This is a genomic window from Phenylobacterium sp., from assembly GCF_004799395.1.
In the GTDB taxonomy this organism is placed as follows: Bacteria; Pseudomonadota; Alphaproteobacteria; order Caulobacterales; family Caulobacteraceae; genus Phenylobacterium.
On sequence record NZ_SSMZ01000225.1, the window covers coordinates 1 to 5,366 of the forward strand.

Below are 5,366 nucleotides of genomic sequence, written 5' to 3' on the forward strand. Positions count from 1 at the left end.
GGCTGATCTGGCCGGAGGATTGCTCGATCTCACCCATGGCCTGGACCGCTTCGGCCACCACTGCGCCGGAGTGTTCGGCTTCAGCCTTGGCGGCGGTGACGACCTCGCTGGCGTCCTTGGCGCCCGAGGCGGTCTTGCGCACCGTGGCGGTGATTTCGTCGAGCGCCGCGGCAGTCTCCTCGAGGCTCGCCGCCTGTTGCTCTGTGCGGCGCGACAGGTCGTCGGACGCCTGCGAGATCTCCTCGGCCCCAGACCGGATGCCGTCGGTGTTGGCCGAGACGACCCGCATGGTTTCTTCGAGCTTGTCCATGGCGTCGTTGAAGTCATAGCGAAGCTTCTCGTATTCCGTGGCGAACGCGGCGTTCAGCCGGAACACTAGGTCTCCGTCCGAGAGCTTGGCCAGGCCCGTCGCGAGGGATTCGACCACAACCGCCTGCTGCTTGGCCGCGGCTTCGCGCTCCGCTTCGTTGCGGGCCCGCTCCTCCTCGGTCCGGCGGCGCAGGTCGGCGGCTTCGGCCTCAAGCCGCTGCTTCTCGATCGCGGCGTCCTTGAACACCTGGACCGTCCTGGCCATCGAGCCGACCTCGTCACGCCGGTCCTCGCCGGTCACTGCAACGGCCAGATCGCCCTTGGCCAGACCCTCCATGGTGTCGTTCAGGCCCTTCAAGGGGCGGGCGACCCAGGTGCGGATCGCGAAGAAGGCGAACGCCACCACAAGACCTAGGCCCCCCAGGATCACCGCGTATGTCATCATGATCGTCCGATTGGTGGTCACGGTCAGGTCGTCGCTGGCCTTGCTGCCGGCTTTGCTCATCGCTTCGATCTTGGTCGCGATGGCCGCCGCGAGCGGTGGGAACTTGGGCGCGCACTGCTGTTGATAAGTCGGCAGGGACTTGATGACGTCGGGCGCCGCCGTGGCCGCCTTTCCGAGCCGGATCGACTCCGCACAGTCACTGTCGATGACCGCCAGGCTCTGGGCCTTGAACGCCTGGATGTCGGCGGCGTCGGCCGGCGAGGCTTTCGCGGCCTGATCCATGAAATCGACAATCGTCGATCGCGCCTCGGCGATTGCGGCCTCCGCCTTGCGGTTCGTCTCGTCGCTGGTCGCGATCATCAGATCGCCGATGCTCGCGCGGGCGGCTTCCGTCGCGCGATTGCTGCGCGCCAGCGCCGTGATTCCCGCGTCGGCATCGATGATGTTGCTGTAGGCGGTGTCGATCTTCTTGAGCTGGCCCGTCGCGTAGAACGCCACGCCCAGCACGAACACACCAAAAAGCGCAAGTACTACTAGAAATTTTCCAATGATAGGGACGTTATTCACTCGATCCTCCGTGTTTTCGTCAGACAATTTTCCACATTGTCCGCCAGTCATCGAGCATTCACGCCGAATCTAATCGTGGTGGACGTTTCGTAGTACAATTACAAGAATTAACGCTACGTAACTTCTCAAACATACGAGAGTCCTCTTTAAGTAGTAATTACATTTATTACTTTAATCATTTTGACCTAGAACTCTGGTGTGCCCCGCGCGCACCCCTAAGCCGTTTGGCCCTAGCCATTTGGCCATGTAAGGCTCACGGCGGTGATGCGTTCAGGCGCGCGCGACACGCCGAGGGGGGGCGACTGTCAGAGGTTCGCCGCTGCAGCGACGATCCGCTTACGCAACCATCTGTGTGCGGGGTGATCGTCGAAACGGCAGTGCCAGACCATGACGCTCATCGGCGTCGCCGAAGGAAACGGCAGCGGCGCGAGTTCCACCGGGTGGGCGCGACGGAACGCTTCGGCGACACGCCGCTCCATGATCGCGACCATGTCCGTCTGGGTGAGAAGCGGCGCCGCTGAGAGGAACGGCGCCTCCAGCGCGACGGTGCGCGTCAGCCCTCGCGCCCGGAATTCTCGATCCACAAAGCTGAAATCGTGATCGTTCGACGAGACCACGAAGTGGGGAACTGCGGCGAGCGCGCGCGCGTCGAACGACCCTTCCGCCAGGGGGTGCCCGCGGCGCATCACGACCACAAATTGGTCCTCGACGAGCACGCGGGTTGAAAACCGGGCTCCGGGCGGCGGTTGACCGACGATGGCGGCGTCCAGTTCCCCCCGGTCGAGCATCGCCGGCACGTCGAGAACGCCGCTCGGCCGTATGGCAAGCCGCACGGTTGGGGCGAGCGAACGGCAGTCGCAGGAAATCCTGTCGATCAGGACGATCGCAGCTCCATTGTTGACGGCGACCGTGAACCGTCTGTCGGCCGTCGCCGGAACAAAATCCTCGGGTTCCAGGGTCCGCTGCAGATCCATCAAGGCCCGACGTATCGGCTCGGAGAGTTGCTCGGCCCGCGGCGTCGGCATCATGCCTTCGGGCGAACGGACGAAGAGCCGGTCGCTGAGTCCCAAACGCAGGCGATTGAGGGCGTGGCTCATCGCGGGCTGGCTGAGCCCCAGATCGCTGGCCGCCTTGGTCACACTGCGCTCACGCAGCATCGCATCGAACACCAGCAGCAGGTTGAGATCGAAGGCGTTCAGCTTCGTCACAGCCGACGCACCGGGCTCGCAGTCCATTCGGTTGTTGAATTGACACCTGCAGAAAATGAACTGCCCTCGAAGATCATCGTGCAAAATATGCGAGTGACAACCCAATTGAAAAGAGAAGAAAGGGCGCCAAATTTGTAAGCTTTCTTACAGAGATTTTCCGATGTTGAGCCCCATTGTATCACCCATCATGCGGATGGATATCTTGTTCAAAAAACCTGTTCGTCTGCTGTCCTTCGACCTGAAGCCCCGCCCGGCAGCGACGTCCAAGAACGCCGCACCGCACCCGGCAGCTGGCTATGGCGCGCGACGTCGAACGGTGAGCGTGTTCTAGAATGCGGGTGCTCCTCGTCTCGCAGCACCTTTTGGTCCGGGCAGCGCTGGAGCATCTGTTGCGAAGCACATTTCCGGCAGCCGAGCTGTCGATGGCGGATTCCCATGAGGACGCCGCCGCTGCGATGCGCCGGCGGCCCGTCGACCTGATCGTCGCCAGCCTTGATTGCCATCGAGCTGCCGCCGGGCAGCAGGATCTGATCGAGATGGTCGATGTCGTTGCGCCGGGGCGCGTGGTCCTTGTCGGCGAATGCGGCTTGGGCGGCGAGGCGAGGCAGGCGATGGCCGCCCGCGCCCACGGCTACATCATGGCCACCAGCCATCCGGAATTGATTGCGGCGGCGCTTGGCGTGGTCGCAGCCGGGGGCGCATATTTTTCGCGGGCCGCCGCCGACGCCGCCACTCCCCCCGGCGCGAACAGTCGCGATCCGGCCGTGCAGCTTTCGCGACGGCAGCGCGACGTCTTTCAGGCCATGAGAGAGGGGAAGGACAACAAGGCGATCGCCACCGAACTGATGATCTCGGTCGCCACCGTCAAGCAGCACATTCAAGCGATCCTCAAACGCTCCGGCGCCCGCAACCGGACGGAAGCGGCGGCCCGGTTGTCACGCCTTGCCGAGGCGGCCGGCGCGATGAGCGGCAGCCTCCAAGAGCCGGCGGCAGGCAAGGCGCTCATCCTTGCCGTCCCGGAGACGCTGAAGCGCCATCCGCCCAGTTCAGCATCCGCAAGCGAGCGAACCGAAGCGGGGCGGCGTTTCGCGCCACTGACCGGGCGGGAGCGCGAGGTCCTCACCGCCATCGTCGATGGACTGTCCAACAAGGCCATCGCGAGGCGACTGGGTATCAGCCCACGCACCGTGGAGGTGCATCGGTCACACCTGATGCGCAAAACGAGCGCTCAGACGCGTTCGGAACTGATCCGCCTGGCGCGGGCGGCGGGCGGCGGCGAGCGCACGGTCTATTCGATCGTTGAATAGTCGCTTTCAGAAAATGAACTGGCCTGATCGATCGCCCCGGCCAATATGAGCGTGACTGCTCCATTGCAACGAGAAGACATGGTGCAAAATCTGTAAGTTTGGTGTCACAGAGTTGCTGAGCTTTCACCGCAAGACGGGCAGCCAAATGCCCTTTATGTGACGTCAAAGCCAATTGTGGAGCTTGATAGATTGACGACTATTAATCCGAGGATCGCCACGCCGGCGCCCCGTCCGGCAAAGGCGGCGCAAACCACGGCCGTCCTCAAGGTACGAGCCGTCGACAGGTGAACGCGCATTAGAATGCAGTTGCTCCTCGTCAGCGAGCATCCTTTGGTTCGGAGTGCGCTGGAAAATCTGCTGCGAAGCACCTTTCCAGGGGCAGACCTGTCAGTGGCGGACTCCCATCAGGGCGGTTCGGTGGTGGTGCGCAGCCAATCGGTCGACCTGATTGTCACCGACCTCGTCTGTCGCCGGACGGCCACACAAAGGGACCTGTCCGATATGGTGGCCAGCGCCGCGCCTGGCCGCGTCGTCGTCTTCGGCGAATGCGGCCTCGAGGTCGGAGTAAGGCAAGCGATGGCGGCGGGCGTCCACGGCTATGTTCCGGCCACAAGCCGGCCAGAACTCGTCGCCGCTGCGTTCGGCCTTGTCGCGGCCGGCGGAATCTACTTCCCACAGCCGTCGCCCCCAATCGAACACTCACGTGGCCGCAGCGTCGCCCCGCAGCTGTCGCGGCGGCAGCATGACGTGTTTCAGGCCTTGAGGGATGGGAAGAGCAACAAGGCGATCGCCCGGGAATTGATGATCTCGGTCGCCACGGTCAAGCAGCACGTTCAGGCGATCCTCAAGCTCGCCGGCGCGCACAATCGCACCGAGGCCGCGGCCCTGCTCACCCGACAGGTCTCGGCCACAGGTCTGGGGCCCGAACCAGGAGAATGAGGGGTCCCCGACCTCAAGAGGGCGGATGTTCCAGTCGGCCCGTTACCCCATCTAGAGGCGTCATGTCCTCCTGGCGATCCAGTCGTGCGCCGGATCGTTGCGGAAGATCCACTGCCGCTTCGGGCCGGCCATAACGTTCAGATAGTAGAGGTCGTAGCCGTGCGGTGCGCCCACCGGGTGGTAGCCGCGCGGCACCATCACCAGGTCGCCGTCCTCGACCGCCATGGTCTGATCGAGGCTCCGGTCATCGGTGTAGACCCGTTGGAAGGCAAAACCCTGTGGCGGGTTCAGGCGGTGATAGTAGGTCTCCTCCAGTGCGGTCTCCTCGCCGACGGTGGCCGTGTCGTGTTTGTGCGGCGGATAGCTCGACCAGTTGCCGCCCGGGGTGATCACCTCGACCACCAGCAGGCTCTCGGCAGGCTCCGTCTCCGGCAGGATGTTGCGCACGTGGCGGGTGTTGGTCCCCTGCCCTCGCACCTCGCGGCTCATTTTCCCGGCGGCGATTTCGCGGGCGGTCCCAGCGCCGTTGGCCGGCGCCGTGCAGACCGCCAACTCCACGGCGCTCGTCGCCATCACCGTCCACGCCGCGCC

5 protein-coding genes are annotated in these 5,366 nt (G+C 64.1%); 2 read left to right on the top strand and 3 right to left on the bottom strand.

All coding sequences use genetic code 11. The annotated features are described in order from the left end of the window. Together E8A12_RS14330 and E8A12_RS14335 are read right to left on the bottom strand one after the other, a co-directional pair. Positions 1-1,321: methyl-accepting chemotaxis protein (locus tag E8A12_RS14330; protein ID WP_293369916.1), on the bottom strand; the 1,321-nt coding region annotated here is incomplete at its 3' end. Positions 1,322-1,626: 305 nt separating this feature from the next. Next, the gene (locus E8A12_RS14335; protein WP_293369918.1) at positions 1,627-2,529 is read right to left on the bottom strand and encodes a LysR family transcriptional regulator; all 903 of its coding nucleotides are present in this window, start codon (positions 2,527-2,529) and stop codon (positions 1,627-1,629) included. A gap of 332 nt (positions 2,530-2,861) precedes the next feature. On the opposite strand from E8A12_RS14335, the gene E8A12_RS14340 reads away from it, so the two are divergent. Beyond that, positions 2,862-3,836 carry a LuxR C-terminal-related transcriptional regulator gene (locus E8A12_RS14340; protein ID WP_293369920.1) on the top strand — a complete coding sequence of 325 codons (975 nt, stop codon included), beginning with the start codon at positions 2,862-2,864 and terminating at the stop codon, positions 3,834-3,836. Positions 3,837-4,136: 300 nt separating this feature from the next. Further along, a complete protein-coding gene (locus tag E8A12_RS14345) occupies positions 4,137-4,775 on the top strand; it encodes a response regulator transcription factor (RefSeq protein ID WP_293369922.1) in 639 nt (212 codons plus the stop codon). Between the two features lie 60 nt (positions 4,776-4,835). Here the strand turns inward: E8A12_RS14345 and iolB are convergent. Further along, a partial coding sequence (gene iolB, locus E8A12_RS14350; RefSeq protein WP_293369925.1) for a 5-deoxy-glucuronate isomerase occupies positions 4,836-5,366 on the bottom strand: 531 nt, incomplete at its 5' end.

What these genes read in the sequence shown, in the direction of transcription:
- E8A12_RS14340 (WP_293369920.1), top strand. Translation starts at nt 2,862, where the DNA reads ATGCGGGTGCTCCTCGTCTCGCAGCACCTTTTGGTCCGGGCAGCGCTG.
- E8A12_RS14345 (WP_293369922.1), top strand. Translation starts at nt 4,137, where the DNA reads ATGCAGTTGCTCCTCGTCAGCGAGCATCCTTTGGTTCGGAGTGCGCTG.